At 34.1% G+C, this 14,371-nt stretch carries 8 protein-coding genes; 6 read left to right on the top strand and 2 right to left on the bottom strand.

What is annotated here, in order from left to right; translation table 11 throughout:
* Positions 1-16: 16 nt before the first annotated feature.
* Positions 17-907, bottom strand: a complete 891-nt coding sequence (locus BXY80_RS11970; protein ID WP_120202250.1) for a 1-aminocyclopropane-1-carboxylate deaminase/D-cysteine desulfhydrase — start codon at positions 905-907, stop codon at positions 17-19.
* Between the two features lie 131 nt (positions 908-1,038).
* On the opposite strand from BXY80_RS11970, the gene BXY80_RS11965 reads away from it, so the two are divergent.
* From BXY80_RS11965 to BXY80_RS11955, 3 genes are all read left to right on the top strand, one after another.
* Positions 1,039-1,494 carry a hypothetical protein gene (locus BXY80_RS11965; protein ID WP_120202248.1) on the top strand — a complete coding sequence of 152 codons (456 nt, stop codon included), beginning with the start codon at positions 1,039-1,041 and terminating at the stop codon, positions 1,492-1,494.
* 19 nt (positions 1,495-1,513) lie between these two features.
* Positions 1,514-6,013, top strand: a complete 4,500-nt coding sequence (locus BXY80_RS11960) for a CUB domain-containing protein (RefSeq protein WP_120202246.1) — start codon at positions 1,514-1,516, stop codon at positions 6,011-6,013.
* Positions 6,014-6,262: 249 nt separating this feature from the next.
* Positions 6,263-11,170, top strand: coding sequence for a GEVED domain-containing protein (locus tag BXY80_RS11955; protein ID WP_120202244.1), 4,908 nt, complete (start codon positions 6,263-6,265; stop codon positions 11,168-11,170).
* On the opposite strand, the gene BXY80_RS11950 is transcribed toward BXY80_RS11955, so the two are convergent.
* Positions 11,171-11,494 (bottom strand): hypothetical protein, encoded by a 324-nt coding sequence (locus BXY80_RS11950; protein WP_120202242.1) that lies wholly within the window; start codon positions 11,492-11,494, stop codon positions 11,171-11,173. It lies immediately after the preceding gene.
* A 47-nt stretch (positions 11,495-11,541) separates the two neighbouring features.
* On the opposite strand from BXY80_RS11950, the gene BXY80_RS13960 reads away from it, so the two are divergent.
* Genes BXY80_RS13960 through BXY80_RS11940 form a run of 3 tightly spaced genes read left to right on the top strand, consistent with a single transcriptional unit; the run spans position 11,542 to position 14,273 of the window.
* Positions 11,542-11,709, top strand: coding sequence for a DUF5522 domain-containing protein (locus tag BXY80_RS13960; protein ID WP_162843311.1), 168 nt, complete (start codon positions 11,542-11,544; stop codon positions 11,707-11,709).
* A 14-nt stretch (positions 11,710-11,723) separates the two neighbouring features.
* Complete coding sequence (locus tag BXY80_RS11945; RefSeq protein WP_120202241.1) at positions 11,724-13,718, top strand: urocanate hydratase; 1,995 nt, start codon at positions 11,724-11,726, stop codon at positions 13,716-13,718.
* Between the two features lie 18 nt (positions 13,719-13,736).
* Positions 13,737-14,273, top strand: a complete 537-nt coding sequence (locus tag BXY80_RS11940) for a DUF4136 domain-containing protein (RefSeq protein ID WP_120202239.1) — start codon at positions 13,737-13,739, stop codon at positions 14,271-14,273.
* Positions 14,274-14,371 lie beyond the last annotated feature (98 nt).

Genomic DNA, 14,371 nt, shown 5'->3' with positions numbered 1-14,371 from the left:
CTCGTTTCATATATTTTTAAACAATTAAAGGCATTTGCTTTTTTTGTAATACACTATTCATTCCGTCAATACCTTGCAGTCCACCAGTATGAATGATTAAAATTTTTGAGTTTTTTGGGAAATATCCTTTTTGCTTTAAATCCAAAACACCAAACACCATTTTTCCTGTATAAATTGGATCTAACGGAATGTTATAATCCTCTTTAAACTGATTAATAAAACTAATTAATTCTTTATTTATTTTAGCATAACCTCCAAAATGATAATCTGTAATTAGATTCCAATTTTGTTTCGCTACAAATTTACTAATATCTTCTCGTAAAAAGTCACCTTTTAGTGCTGGAAATCCAAGAATTTTTTGATTAGAATGACTAGAGTTTATTATTCCCGAAATTGTTCCGCCAGTTCCTACTGGGCAACACACATAATCAAACTCTTTATCTGTGTTATTTAAAATTTCTTCGCATCCTTTTATAGCTAAATGATTTGTACCACCTTCAGGGATTAAATAGAAATCATCAAATTCATCTTTTAGTTTTTCAATAAAATCATCAAATGTTTTCTTTTTGTATTCATTTCTACTAACAAACTTAAACTTCATACCACATGCTTTAGCAAAAGAAAGTGTTGTATTATCTTTAATTTTATTTTCTAACTCCTCACCTCTAATAACACCAACTGTTTTAAAACCAAACTCTTTCCCTACTGCAGCAACAGCAGAAATATGATTAGAGTAAGCGCCTCCAAAAGTTAATAACTTATTTTTTTTTAAACGTTTTGCTTCGGTTAAATTATACTTTAGCTTTCTATATTTATTACCAGAAATGAGTTGGTGATTTAAATATTCAGGTTTTAAAAATAGATGGTTATCAATTCTAAAGGATACTTTATTTTGATTTTTTAACACTTTATCGAGTTATTATATTAATACCTTAATTTATTTTTAAAAATAGATTTATTTTTCTAAATTAGAAGTCTTACTCCTCTCATCTACCGATAAGGTAATATATTATTTTACACACTACAAAAATGTAATTAATGTTATGGCTAATTTTTAAGGCTATGATAAAAAACTCACATTCCTTACTCTTAGTTGTATTTGTCTTTTTTTTGAGCATTAATAGTATAAGCTCTCAAACTATTTCTAATTGTACTGAAAATTACATTTTTAAAACAGATGTCATAGATATTAAAAACTCAATAACAAAAGATATTAATATATCATGGGATTTTTCAGAAGTATCGAACAAAAACACTTTAAGTTTATCTATAGAAATTCAGCCTTTAAACAGTTGTTGGAAAGCATTAGAGGGAACTAATAGATCAAAGAAAATCATTAAATCAATTGATAATTTTTATCGAAGTAATACTGGAAACTTAAATTTAACCTATAGAGACTTAAACTCTAAATGCTTAAAGTGGAGAGCAAAAATCACCGACACTTCTAGCAACTGTACAAGTTTTACAAAATGGCAGTTTTCTAGTTTTTTATGATTTATAACCACAAGTTTTTATGAAAAAAATTATACTATACAATCTATTAATTCTATTTACCATACAAAGCAATGCTCAAGGTTTAAACATCACTGGTGCAGAACAATTTTGCTCAGGAACCTCACAGCTTACATTTAACAATATTTTTGGAGGAACAGATAATACTCAGGTTGGATGCTTAGGATCTATACCTAATGCAGCATATTTCTATTTACAGATAGATCAATCAGGTGATCTAATTTTTACAATCAATCAACAAGATACTGGCAATACACCTATTGATGTTGATTTTATTGCATGGGGTCCATTTACAGATCTCGCAGATGCTAATGCAAATATAGCATATACCGATTGTCCCACTTGTCCAAATAACACAGAAAACCCTAGCTTTTATCCATACACTACAGATAACATTTCAGATTGTAGTTTTGATGCCGCACCTTATGAAACCATGAGTATCTTAAATGCTCTACAAGGAGAAATTTATGTCGTACTAATAACTAATTATGATGGAGACCAAGGTACTATCAACTTCCAGCAAACTGGAGGTAATGGTACAACCACATGCGGAAGTGTTCCTGTTTGTGGCAGTCAATACTTTGACCAAGGAGGCATAGCAGGTCCTTATTCAACAGATGAGTCTACAACAATTTATCCATATTTTACAGGCGGAACCGTTACCGTTAACTTTACAAGTATTGATATTCCAGATACTGGCGATACTTTCACTGTTTATAATGGTCCAAATAATACGTTCCCAATTATAGGAACAATTACTAGCTTGCCAGCAACATTCAATTCTACAACAACTGGTAACCCAACAGGAGCTATAACTTTCGAATTTAATTCGGATAATGATAGTAATGTTGGAACTGGCTGGGTAGCCGATATTACATGCGAATCGCCGCCATCACCTTCAACTTGTGGAACAATATTTTATGATAGTGGTGGCTCTGGTGGTGATTATTCAAGTAATGAATTTCAAACAACAACCTTTTACCCAGACAACCCAGGTGATGTAGTTACTGCAAATTTTACTGCTTTTAACACTGAGTCATGTTGTGATGATTTATATGTTTTTGATGGACCTAATTCAACATATCCGTTATTAGGAGTTTTTGCAGGAAACACAATCCCAGGTCCTTTTACATCAACAGATTCTTCAGGAACCTTAACATTTGTATTTAGTAGTGACAGCTCATTTCAAGATAGTGGCTGGGCGGCAAACATTACATGTGGGCTTAACATATCTTGTGGTGACACCTTTTTTGATAGTGGAGGAATAAGTGGAGATTATTCTGATAACGAAAATCAAACAACTACTATTTATCCAACAATAATAGGTGAACGCGTTGAGGTTGACTTTACAACCTTTAACCTTGCTACAGGTGACATATTAACAGTTTATGATGGACCAAGCATAGCTTCCAACAACCTAGGAAACGTCACAACAGCTCCATCAACATTTATCTCTACCGACATTTCTGGTGCATTAACATTTGTATTTACAAGTAATTCAACAGGAGTAGCTGCAGGTTGGCAAGCCAATGTAACTTGCTCTCCACAACCAGTTTGTGGCTCTATTTTTTATGATAGCGGTGGAGCTAGTGGCAATTATTCTGCTAATGAACTACAAACCACAACTTTTACTCCTGATAATCCTGGCGATACCATTACTGTAACTTTCACTGCATTTGATACAGAATCTTGTTGTGATGAATTATCAATTTATGATGGACCTGATGCTACTTACCCATTAATAGGCACATTTGCTGGCACAGCGAACCCAGGCTCCTTTACTTCAACTGACCCTTCTGGAGCATTGACTTTTGTATTTGACAGTGATTTTTCATTACAATCTAGTGGTTGGGCAGCTGATATTACATGTGTAAGTACTTGTAATTTAAGTATTACAGATACAGTCTCTCCATTAGGTGCTGATGATTGTTCTTTGGACTATACAGAATTAGTCGCAACAACTGGCGGACCAACATCTAGTCGTACTACTATTTTTTCTGAAAATTTTAATAATGTAGGTTTACCTACAGGTTGGAATATCGTTAATGCAACTACTAACACAACATGGGGAATTGCTGGCTCTACAAATGCAGGAGGCAATGCTAATGAAGCCGTATTAGATTGGGATTCAGCATTTGATAACGGAACATGGACTTTATCATCTCCACAAATTAATATCACAGGAGAATCTGGCTTAGAACTAGATTATAGACAAGCATTAAATCACTGGAGTACAACATATTCATACTCAGTATATGTAGAAACCTCAACAGATAATACAAATTGGACTATTCGAAATTCGATAATTAATGTATCTGCTGATGTCCCTTCAACTGCAATGAACCATGATCTTTCTAGTCATGATGGCAATACTAATTTATATGTTAGATTCAGATTTACAGGAGAATCATTCGGAATATTAACGTGGTCAATAGACAACGTTGCTATTACTGCAAATGGTACACCTATTACACCTCAAATTACCTGGTCACCAACAACCGGACTATATACAGATACTAGTCTAACAACATCTTATACTGGTGGTTTTACAGATACGGTTTATGCTGCCCCAAATGGCGTACAAACTTATACAGCAACAGACCAAAATAGTTGTACAGATACAGTTACGGTAACTCACAATAAAAAAATATGGAATGGATCCAATGTTGCAGATGGAACAAATTGGTACATTGCATCAAATTGGACACCTTCAGGAGTTCCTACCAGTAGCAATTGTGTTGTAATTCCAAACCCTACATTTAGTAATAATAATTCTCCTAATGCGAATGTTAATTACCTACTTGGGATTCCACTACCTCCAACTCCAGCTTTTGCAAAAAACTTAACTATTGAAGCTAATGGTTTCTTAGAAATAAAGTCTAACACATTTTTAGAAGTAACAGATTGGGTTAATGTAGACACCAATGGCATGTTATTATTAAGAGACAGTGCTAGTTTAGTACAAATTACAGAAAATGCTTTAAACCCAAATACAAATACTAATTTAGGTAACATTAATATGCAACGTAGAGTTCCAAATCTAAGCTCTTTAGACTATGTGTATTGGTCATCTCCAGTCGAAAACTTTAATGTGCAATCAATATCACCAAATACACCATTGAGTTTAATTTGGAAATGGCTACCAACTCAACCAATAGATGGAGGAATTGGACATCATGGAGATTGGAGAAACGCAACCGTAAACGAACCTATGGATGTTGGGTTAGGTTATATAGTAAGGAATCTTTCTGGTGCTGCACTTACTCCAGAAACGCCTGCTTTAACAGGCAGCAACACAGAATTTGTAGGCAGACCAAACAATGGTGTAATCACACAACCTATTTCACGTGGCACACACTTATCAACAGATATTTCACCTTACACAGGAGACAGTGGCATAATAAATAGTGCTACGTTCAATGATGATAATTGGAATCTAGTAGGAAACCCATATCCATCAGCTATTTTTTATGATGATTTTATTGCTGCAAACAATAATATTAATGCCACAATACATTTATGGACACATCAAAATGCGCCAGGTTCATTCCCTAGTCCTTTTTATGAAAGTTTTGCTTTAAATTATGGTGATGATTATATAGACAATAACTTCACAGGACCAAATCCTCCAGGTTTCAATGGCTATATTGCTGCTGGTCAAGCGTTTTTTGTTTTAATGCGTGATGATGTTTCTGGCATACCTACTGGAACAACTGAAGATATTGTTTTTAATAATACTATGCGTAACACAACCCAAAACAATAATAGTCAATTTTATAGAGCAAGTAGCCCTAACGAAAATGAAGACACATCTACTATAGAACGTCATAGAATCTGGTTAGACCTAATGACTGTAAACAACGAAGCAACTTCAATTTTAGTAGGTTATATTGAAGGTGCAACAAATGAAAAAGACCGATTATTTGATGGTGATGAGTTAGGCTATTCCCCAATTAGTTTTTACTCCTTAATTAATGAAGACAAAATGGCTATTCAAGGAAGAACGCTTCCATTTGTAGATAGCGACAGAGTTCCGTTAGGAATTCGTATTTCACAAGGAGGAAGCTACTCAATTGCAATCAATACTATTGATGGTTTATTTGAAAACACTAATCAAAATATCTTCTTAGAAGATACTTCAATAGGAATAACTCATGATTTGAGACTATCTCCTTATTCATTCACCATAGAAAATGGCACATTCAACGATAGGTTCATTTTAAAATATACAGATGATTCTTTAGGAGTAAATGAGTTTTATAACAATACAATTACTATTATCGCGCCACAAGGTAATTATATTAAAGTAACTTCTAAAAACCAACCAATAAACAACATAACAGTTTATGATGTCTTAGGACGTGCTTTAATTAACAAAACAGACATTAATATAGGAGAATTCACAATTAATAATAAGGCACTTTCTCAAGGAACCTATATAGTAAAAGCTACATTATATAGTGGTAAACAAAAAACTCAAAAAGTAATTTTAAAATATTAGTTAGATTTTAGTTATTATATAAATTTCTTGATTCAAACTAATAATTTTAAAAGCACCAAATCCTTTTCAAACAACTGATTATCAAGTATAAAAAAAGATTTTATCTTGATTTTAAGACACTTCAACGAGTAATTAAGCTAATGGTTTATTATTTTTTATAATAACAATATTTTTACCTAAATTTAATTAGCATATAGCTTTCCCCACGTTGCAAAAATATTCTTGCAAGTCATTTAAATTTAAAGAATTATGACAAAAAAAACACTTTTTTCGATATTAAGCGTGATATTAATAAGCTTTTGCTCTTTTGCACAAACTACTCAAACTATTTCTACTCCTGGAGCTGGCACATTTTACGTCCCTTGTGACGTAACTTCTATTACAATAGAAGCTTGGGGAGCTGGTGGAGCTGGTGGAGGTAGTAATAGAAACGGTCGTCATGGCGGTGGCGGTGGCGGTGGCGGTTACACTACAGATGTTTTTACTGTAACGCCTGGCCAAGCTATAAACTATACTATTGGTGCTGGTGGAATTGGAGGCACTGGTAATGGTCAAGATGGTGGCGACACTAATATTTTAACCCTTACGGCTAATGGTGGTAATGGTGGTAATAGAGGCATTCCTCCAGGTGGTAATGGTGGTGCTGGTGGTGGTTCGAGTGGAGGAAACACAAATACAGACGGAACAAATGGCCAAGATGGCAATGGAAGTATTGGTGGTAATGGCGGTAATGGGGCAAATCCAAATGGAGGAATTGGAGGTAACGGCGTACACAATGGAAGTGGTTTTAATGGCACAACACCTGGCGGTGGCGGTGGTGGCGCAGAGGCTACTACTTTTCTTATAATTTTTACTGTTGCAGAAAATGGAGGTGATGGAGGTAATGGACAAATACGATTTACATATACTACTAACGACACCTATTGTCAACCATCTTTTACTGGTAATAGACCAATAACCAATGTCACATTTGATAATATTAATAACACAACAACAAATACTCTTGGTGGTTCATCATTAGAATCATTTTGCGATTTAGCAACAGTTCAACAAGGTTCTACAACACCTATCTCTGTTAAAGGTAGAACTAACGGAAACAACACTTATTTCGTTACTGTTTTTATAGATTGGAATCAGAATAGCATCTATGAAAACAACGCTACAGAACGCTATGACATAGGAACTATAACAAATTCAACAGGTATAGACAATGTAACTCTTAACAATTCAATTACTGCCCCTTTAACCGCTACACTAGGTTTAACTAGAATGCGAGTTATTATGAAATTTAACAGTTATGTTACCGGATCCTGTCAATCAGGAAGTTTTGGTCAAGCTGAAGATTACAGCATCAACGTTACACCCACACTTCCTTGTTCTGCACCAACGGTACAACCACAAGCCCCTCTTAGTTTAACAGCTACCGGAACATCAATAAGCGGTACTTTTACGTACTCTAATCCAGCTGTAGATAATTATTTAGTAGTTATGAATACTTCTGGTGTTCAACCTACACCAAATAATGGAACGACTTACACATCATTTCCTAATCCCGGAAACAATACTGTAGGTGCTGGTAATATAGTTATAGACACAGATGATGATAATATATTTACTGCTGCAGGATTAACTACAAATACAACTTATTATTTTTATGTGTTTTCATATAATTCTAACTGTACTGGAGGTCCTTTATACAATACCGCAAACCCATTAAATGCTAGTACTACTACTACAAATAACACATATTGCACTCCGTCTGCAAACAATACAAATTACTATATTAATAATGTTCGTTTTTTAGGCACATTACAAGAAGCCGAACACCTTAATTCTGGTCGTGCAACAAATGGTTATGGTGATTATACCAACCGTTCTCCAAAATGTGAACAAGCCCAAGGGGAAGGTATTAATGTTTTTGTAGAAGCTAGAGACCAAAACTACAGAGGTCGCTTTAGAGCTTGGGTAGATTGGGATAGAAATGGAGTTTTTGATAATCCTGGAGAATTAGTTTATAGTTCTGGAGGTACAAATATTTTATCTACTACTTTTGGATTTGTTATCCCTGCTGGTCAAGCTGTGGGAGATTATAGAATTCGTATTAGAATAAAATATGGTGCAAACCCTGGTCCATGTGGCTATTTATCTAGAAGTGAAACAGAAGACTATATATTTACTGTTGTTCCTAGTTGTAATGCAATTATAACTAGTGTTACAGATGGTGAAAATTGTGGTCCTGGCCAAGTCTCACTTTCTGCTAGTGGATCAGCTAACACAGCATCTTACAATTGGTATACCACAGAAACAGGTGGTACAGCTGATCCAGCTCAACATTCAAATACATTTTTAACGCCAAATATTATTGCGACAACTACATATTATGTAGCAGCTGTATCAACAAATAGTTGTGAATCATTAGTTAGACAGCCTGTAATTGCTACTATAAGCCCAATAACCGATTTAGAGTTTACACCAACATCTCCTGAAGTTTGTGGAGAAGATAATGTTATTGAAGTTTCTGCATCTGGAAATAGCGAACTTGTCTATCTAATAAATGAAGATTTTGAAGGCTCAGGATTAGGCTCATTTGTTAACATAGAGAACAATGCTAGCAATAATGCTACAAATTGGACGAATAGGCAGAGTACACTTCAATTCCCTGTAGCTGGTCCATATGCAGATATTTGGCTTCCTGCAATTTCATCAGGTATAAATAATAATAATTTTGCTTTAGCTATATATGATATTAGTGGCACTCATCATAATTCATTAACATCATCTACAAATCCTTCAACTGCAGATTTCTTAGATTTAACCTTAACCTTTGATTTATATTATTCTAGATATGAAATTGATAACGTAAATGTTGGTGATGACTATGTTTCTGTGCAAGTTGCCACTAATGCTGCTGGAAATAATTGGACTGAGTTAAACAGATATGTAACAGACATCGGTATTGGTACACGCTTCGAAAAACAAACTTTTGATTTATCTAACTATATAGATAACCCAGCTGAAACTAATATAAGAGTTAGAATTCGTTACTATGGAAGCTACGTAGATGGAGCTGCAGTTGACAACATTAAAATATTTGGAAACAGACCACTTACAACTACGGCATTTAATTGGACAAGTAATATTCCTGTTGATGTATTTACAGATTTGGCAGCAACCATCTCATATACACCTAACACTCCTATAGCTGGTCCTATATATGTAAAACCTGATTATAATTCTGGTCAATTAGAAGATGACGAATTTGAGTTTACCGCTCAAGCAACCCTTGCAAATGGGTGCTTAACAAGTGAAAAAATTATTATTCAAAATAAAACTAAAGTTTGGATTGGTAATCGTAATGGATCATTAGATTGGAATAATGCAAATAATTGGGCTCCTAGCGGCATACCAACTATAGATAATTGTGTTATCATACCTTCTAATTGTAAAATACCTAATGGTCCTCCTTTACCTCCATCAATAAATTATAATGCTTATGCAAAAAACCTAACTATAAAATCAACTGGAAATTTAGAGCTACTCACTACTCAAAACTTAATAGTTAAAGAAGCAATAAACATTGATAACAATGGTGTTTTTGACATTCAAGACAACGCTAGTTTACTACAAATAGAAAACTTTAGTAATACAGGGATTGCAAAAATAAAAAGAGACACACAACCAATAACAAGGTTAGACTACACATATTGGGGCTCACCTGTGACCGAATCTTCAAACTATAAGTTAAATGATTTATCGCCTCTCACACCAACTGATCGTTTTTTTACTTGGAGACCAACAATTAACTCTGGTGGAGCTGGAGATTGGCTGTGGATGAATCCAACAACTACAGACATGAAACCAGGTGTTGGCTATGCTGTTTTAGCTCCTGGCAATCATACAAATGACAATTCAAACCCCGTTGTTTATCCTGCTGAATTTGTAGGTACTCCAGAAAACGGAACTGTTAATGTAAATATCACAATGGGAACTGATGCTAATATAGGTACTTCTGTATTTCCTGGTGGCCCATTAGTTGTTGCAGAGGATGATCAATGGAATTTAATTGCAAACCCTTATCCGTCAGCTATAGATATTACAGATTTCCTTTCTTATATAGACCCAAATAATCCTTCAATTGACAATACTGCAATTCTTGATGGTACAATTTATTTATGGACGCATAACAGTGAACCTGATGCTGCATATCCTGATTATTTTTATGGTAATTATGGGATTAATTATACCTCAGATGATTATGCTAAGATAAACTATATGGGAGCTACTACCACTTATGACCAAGCTTTATCTGGTGGTCAATTCCCAACCCAGTTTATAGCTTCTGGTCAAGGCTTTTTTATACTCGCAACCAATAACGGAACTGCTGTGTTTAATAATGATATGCGAGTTACTAGCAATAATGATAACTTTTTTAGACAAAGAAGTTCTAATACTTCACAAAACAGCACTAGTAGTGTTAGCTTTGAAAAGCATCGGTTATGGTTAAATTTAAGCAATAATAATGGTGGGTTTAGTCAAATATTAATCGGTTATGCTCAAGGCGCTTCTTTAGATTGGGACCGAGGACTAGACGGTCTAGCTTTTGGTGGTAATGCAGTTACATTTTACTCAGTAATACCTGATAAAATTCTTGCTATTCAAGGACGACCACTTCCTTTTACAGAAACAGACGAAGTACCTTTAGGTTTTGTTGCTACTGGTCAAAATTCTTACACTATAGGTATTGATCATTTAGATGCTTTTTTTGAAACTCAGCCAATTTATTTAGAAGACACCTATACAGGAATTGTTCATGATTTAAAACTGAATCCTTATAGTTTCTCATCAGATGCTGGTAGATTCAACGATAGGTTTATTTTAAAATACACAGATGACACTTTAGGAGTAAGTGAGTTTTCTAATAATCTAATTACCATCATTGCCCCACAAGGTAATTACATTAAAGTAACATCTAAAAATGAACCCTTAAATAGCATTATGGTTTATGATATTTTAGGACGTACTTTAATAGACAGAAAAGATATTAATATAACTGAATTAACTCTTAACAAAAGAACTTTACCAAGTGGAACTTATATAGTAAAAGCTACATTATATAATGGTAAACAAAAAACTCAAAAAGTAATTTTAAAGTATTAGTTACAAATAAATAAAAAACGCCAAAAACGGTCTTGATTTTAAATAATTAAGGTCGTTTTCATTTTTATAAGCTTCCTTTTCAAACGAAATATTCTTATAGGCTTTATGCCAGTTTTTAAATTGAAATAAACGCACAATAAATTCAATAGCATAAAACAAATAAAAAGGAATCACAAGCAACTCTAATTGTTGTCTTAGATGAATCTTCTCATGGTTCAGCAATGTTTTATTAAACTTTAAAACACTCGATTTTAAAACAACAAAAGGAAATAAAGTAATTCCTATATAGCCTTTTGGCACTAGATATTTCGAAATCAAAATCATAATCTATACCTTTCAAAAATCAATCCAATTTACATTATCTTTGTAAAATGAAGAGCAAAATTCCTGTAGAAGAAGGAGATTATTATCTTACTCCAGAAGGTTATCGTTGTTTTACCGAGCAATATCACTTAAAACGAGGCTATTGTTGTGAGAGTGGTTGTAGACATTGCCCCTATGGTTTTGATAAAAAAATAAATTCAGTAAAAAAAAAGTAATTTCAGTAAATCGTATGACATTTCAAGAACAAGTACTAGAAGGCATTCCAAATATATTACCAGCACCAAAACCTTATGAAAAAGACATCAATCATGCTCCAAAAAGAAAAGACAGTCTTTCTTCTGAAGAAAAAAAACTAGCCATACAAAATGCCTTGCGTTATTTTGATAAAAAACATCATACAGAATTACTTTCAGAATTTAAAAATGAGTTAGACACTTATGGCCGTATTTATATGTATCGTTTGCGTCCAGATTACAGAATGTATGCAAGACCTATAGATGAATACCCTGCACAATCTAAGCAAGCAGCAGCAATAATGTTGATGATTCAAAATAATTTAGACTATGCAGTGGCGCAGCACCCACATGAATTAATTACGTATGGAGGTAATGGAGCCGTATTTTCAAATTGGGCACAATATAGATTGACCATGAAATACTTGGCTGAAATGAACGATGACCAAACACTCGTTATGTATTCTGGTCACCCAATGGGATTATTTCCTTCACATAAAGATGCACCGCGTGTAGTTGTTACAAACGGAATGATGATTCCAAACTATTCTAAACCTGACGATTGGGAAAAATTTAATGCTCTTGGTGTTACGCAATACGGACAAATGACAGCTGGAAGCTACATGTATATAGGGCCACAAGGGATCGTTCATGGCACAACCATAACTGTTTTAAACGGCTTTAGAAAAATTAAAAAAGAACCAAAAGGAAATCTATTTGTTACATCTGGTTTAGGAGGCATGTCTGGAGCGCAACCTAAAGCAGGAAACATTGCAGGTTGTATAACAGTTTGTGCAGAAGTAAACCCTAAAATCACTCAAGTTCGATTAGATCAAGGCTGGATTGATGAAAAAATAACAGATTTAAATCAGCTAGTAAATCGAGTTAACAAAGCAAAAGCAGAACAAGAAACGATTTCTATAGCCTACCTAGGAAACGTTGTAGAAGTATGGGAGAAATTTGACGAAGCTAATATTCATATCGATTTAGGTAGTGATCAAACGTCTCTTCATAATCCCTGGGCTGGCGGTTATTATCCTGTAGATATTTCTTTTGAAGATGCTAATGATATGATGGCTAATAAGCCTGAATTGTTTAAAGAAAAAGTACAAGAGACTCTTAAACGTCATGCCAAAGCAATTAATAAACACACCGCAAAAGGCACTTACTTTTTTGATTACGGAAATGCCTTTTTATTAGAAGCATCTCGTGCTGGCGCAGATGTTATGTCTGATAACCCAACATTAGGCAAAGAATTTAAATATCCTAGTTATGTACAAGATATTATGGGACCAATGTGTTTTGACTATGGTTTTGGTCCTTTTAGATGGGTTTGCGCTTCAGGAAAGCCCAAAGATTTAGCTAAAACAGATGCTATCGCATGTGAAGTATTAGAAACTATAAAGAGAAATTCCCCTAAAGAAATTCAGCAACAAATGGCTGATAATATTCAATGGATAAAAGGCGCTCAAGAAAACAAATTGGTAGTTGGTTCACAAGCCAGGATTCTCTATGCAGATGCAGAAGGACGTATGAAAATTGCTAAAGCTTTTAACGATGCTATTGCAGAAAATAAAATTGGCACTGTAGTTTTAGGTCGTGATCACCATGATGTTTCTGGAACAGATTCACCATATCGCGAAACTTCAAACATCTATGATGGATCACGTTTTACAGCAGATATGGCAATACACAATGTTATTGGAGATAGTTTTAGAGGAGCCACTTGGGTAAGCATTCACAATGGTGGTGGTGTTGGTTGGGGCGAAGTTATTAATGGTGGATTTGGTATGGTTCTTGATGGTAGTAATGATGCAGAAAGACGCTTAAAGTCAATGCTTTTTTGGGATGTTAATAACGGAATTGCAAGACGTAGTTGGGCAAGAAATGAAGAAGCTGTCTTTGCAATCAAACGTGCCATGAAAGCAGAACCTAATTTAACAATTACGCTTCCAAACAACGTTGATAATGATTTATTAAACTCGTTATAACCATTATATAAAAAAGCAATGAAAAGAATTTTAAAAACACTACCAATAATACTGCTTTTAATTGCAGTAACATCATGCAGCTCTGTAAGGGTTGCAGCAGATTATGATAAAGACGCAAACTTTAACAGCTATAAAACTTTTGCGTTTTTTAAAACTGGAATTGATAAAGCAGAAATAAGTGATTTAGACAAGCGCAGAATTTTACGTGCAATTGAAACCGACTTATTAGCCAAAGGCTTTACCAAATCTCAAAACCCAGATATGCTAGTCAGTATATTCACAAAATCAAGAGAAAGAATAAATGTTTACGACAATGGTTTTGGTCCTTATGGATATGGTTGGGGTTGGAACCCTTGGTATTGGAATAACTATAGAACTGTTTCCTCTTCAACAGAAGGCACACTGTATATAGATCTTATTGATGCCAACAAAAAAGAATTGGTTTGGCAAGGTATGGGAACTGGTTACCTTACCAAGAGCATGAATAAAAAAGAAGAACGAATTAAAGAATTCGTATCTAAAATAATGGAAAAATATCCGCCTCAAGCTCAATAACAAATACAACGATTAATAGCTAAAAAAGCACCAATCTAATTGATTGGTGCTTTTTTTATAAAACCAAATCAGCCTTTAACTTCATTTTTAAAAGCTTA

The sequence above is a fragment of the Ichthyenterobacterium magnum genome (assembly GCF_003610635.1).
GTDB classification, from domain to species: Bacteria; Bacteroidota; Bacteroidia; order Flavobacteriales; family Flavobacteriaceae; genus Ichthyenterobacterium; species Ichthyenterobacterium magnum.
Note: the sequence above shows the minus strand (reverse complement) of the source record. Positions and strands in the feature narration are given on the sequence as shown.

What these genes read in the sequence shown, in the direction of transcription:
- BXY80_RS13960 (WP_162843311.1), top strand. Translation starts at nt 11,542, where the DNA reads ATGAAGAGCAAAATTCCTGTAGAAGAAGGAGATTATTATCTTACTCCA.
- BXY80_RS11950 (WP_120202242.1), bottom strand. Translation starts at nt 11,494, where the DNA reads ATGATTTTGATTTCGAAATATCTAGTGCCAAAAGGCTATATAGGAATT.
- BXY80_RS11940 (WP_120202239.1), top strand. Translation starts at nt 13,737, where the DNA reads ATGAAAAGAATTTTAAAAACACTACCAATAATACTGCTTTTAATTGCA.
- BXY80_RS11945 (WP_120202241.1), top strand. Translation starts at nt 11,724, where the DNA reads ATGACATTTCAAGAACAAGTACTAGAAGGCATTCCAAATATATTACCA.
- BXY80_RS11965 (WP_120202248.1), top strand. Translation starts at nt 1,039, where the DNA reads ATGTTATGGCTAATTTTTAAGGCTATGATAAAAAACTCACATTCCTTA.
- BXY80_RS11955 (WP_120202244.1), top strand. Translation starts at nt 6,263, where the DNA reads ATGACAAAAAAAACACTTTTTTCGATATTAAGCGTGATATTAATAAGC.
- BXY80_RS11960 (WP_120202246.1), top strand. Translation starts at nt 1,514, where the DNA reads ATGAAAAAAATTATACTATACAATCTATTAATTCTATTTACCATACAA.